Below are 1,371 nucleotides of genomic sequence, written 5' to 3'. Positions count from 1 at the left end.
AGCGCCGTTCACCGCTGACCGGCAACCCCGTTCTTTAACAACCAGACGACACCGGCATTGGCTTGATCGCACCAATGCCCCTGCCCGTGTCAAAACCCGTGACGCCGAAGGCGGGCTGTGGAAGTACAACTACGATCAACGCGGCAACATCATCGAAACCATCGTATCCGCTGGAGAACACCACCCAGTACACCTACAACAGCGACAACCTCCCCGTAGTCATTACCGATGCCAACGGCGGCAGCAAGCAACTGGCCTACAACGCCGATGGCCAACTGATCCGCTACACCGACTGCTCGGGCAAAATCAGTCAGTGGGACTACGATTCTTTGGGGCAGCTAACCAGCTTTACCGATGCCGAAGGGAACACTACTGCCTACGAATACCGCGCCGGGCAACTGGTGCGACGGATCCACCCCGACAAAACCGAAGAACACTTCGAGCGCGACGCCGAAGGTCGCCTGCTCACCCATACCGATGCCCTGCGCCAACGCACCACCTGGCACTACAACGAAGCCGGGTTGATCCAACAGCGCCAGGACGCCAACGGCACAACCCTCGACTACCGCTGGGACCGCCTAGGCCAACTGATCGAACTGCGCAACGAAAACAACAGCACCGCGAGCTTCAAGTATGACCCGGCCGGTCGCCTGATTAAGGAAACTGGCTTCGACCAGCAGACCACCCACTACCTCTACGACCACGGCAGTAATCAACCCACACGCCGCCTCGACGGTGATAAGGTCAACGAATTCGAGTACGACCCACTAGGCCGCCTGATCGCCCGCCATGCCGGGCACAAGGAAGGCCTGGAATGGCAGACCGAGACCTTCGCCTATGACGGCAACGGCAATCTGCTGCTGGCCGAGAACGCCGCCTGCAAACTGCAATGGTTCTACGACCGTGCCGGTAACAACACCCGGGAGCATCAATACCTGCGTTATTTGCAGGAACCGCATGTGGCTGTATGGAAGCACGAGTACGACGCCCTCAATCAACGTATCGCGACCACTCGCCCGGATGGTCACCGCGTCTGTTGGCTGACCTATGGCAGCGGCCATCTGCTGGCGCTAAAAGTAGATGACCAAGAGCTACTGAGTTATCAACGCGACAACCTGCACCGCGAAATTGCCCGCGATCAGGGCAACGGTCTACAGCAGCGGCAAGCCTGGACGCCCAACGGTCAACTACAGGAACAGGCGCTGGGTAAACGCGGCGACGCCCAACGTTTGATCGTGCGCAGCTACCGGCATGACGCCACCGGCCAACTGACCCGCATCGACGACACCCGGCGCGGCACGCTCAGCTACCGCTATGACCCGTTGGGTCGCCTACTCGCCGTCCAGACCATCAGCGGCGAAGAGACCTTCG

Annotated in this window: 1 pseudogene; it reads left to right on the top strand. The window is 60.0% G+C overall.

From position 1 onward, the window contains the following. Positions 1–74 precede the first annotated feature (74 nt). A pseudogene (locus tag AACY31_RS28710) lies at positions 75–1,371 on the top strand (RHS repeat-associated core domain-containing protein); the annotation flags it as partial.

The sequence above is a fragment of the Pseudomonas sp. RL_105y_Pfl2_101 genome (assembly GCF_963970585.1).
GTDB lineage: Bacteria > Pseudomonadota > Gammaproteobacteria > Pseudomonadales > Pseudomonadaceae > Aquipseudomonas.
Note: the sequence above shows the minus strand (reverse complement) of the source record. Positions and strands in the feature narration are given on the sequence as shown.